Source organism: Massilia mucilaginosa (assembly GCF_011682145.1).
Lineage (GTDB): Bacteria > Pseudomonadota > Gammaproteobacteria > Burkholderiales > Burkholderiaceae_D > Telluria_A > Telluria_A mucilaginosa.
On sequence record NZ_WHJH01000177.1, the window covers coordinates 1 to 732 of the forward strand.

General features: G+C 58.5%; 1 protein-coding gene. It reads left to right on the plus strand.

The annotated features are described in order from the left end of the window. The coding region (locus tag F2P45_RS34380; RefSeq protein WP_166882678.1) for an IS5 family transposase at positions 1-732 on the plus strand (732 nt) is incomplete at both ends.

A 732-nucleotide genomic window follows, 5' to 3' on the forward strand; every position in this document is an offset into this window, starting at 1 on the left:
GCGGCGGGCGTCCTCCGTTCCCGACCGAACTGATGGTTCGGGTCCTGCTGATCCAGCAGTTGTTCAACCTGAGCGACGAACAAATGGAATTCCAGTTGCTCGACCGCCTGAGCTTCCAGCGCTTTGTTGGACTGCGTTCCAGTAGTCAGATACCGGACCGGACAACGATCTGGACGTTCAAGGAGCGCTTGCTCAAGGCCGGTGCCAGCGAGAGTATCTTTGACGCTGTCAACCGCCAGCTTTCCAGGCATGGCTACATTGCGCGTGGCGGTCAGATGGTCGACGCGAGCATCGTGCAGACACCGAAGCAATCGATGAGCAAAGCGGAAAAGGCGCTCGTTGGAGAAGGTGCCATGCCAATCGACTGGAAGCCTGCGAAACGCAGGCAGAAAGACATGGACGCGCGCTGGACCAAGAAGCATGGCAAGTCCTACTTCGGCTACAAGGTATCGGCCAACGCAGACAAACGCTACAAGCTGGTACGCAAGATCAAGGTCAGCACGGCCAGCGAGCATGACACCCTTCATTTCGAGGCGGTGCTCGACCCCACGAATACCAATCGCAACGTCCTGGCAGATAAGGGCTACGTGGACGGCGCGCGCGAAGACAGGTTGACACAGCAGGGATGGCGCATGCACATCCAGCGCAAAGGAAGCAAGGACAAGCCAATTTCGGAAACCCAAAAGCGGCGCAATACGCGCATCGCCAAGACCCGCGCCCGGATCGAGCATG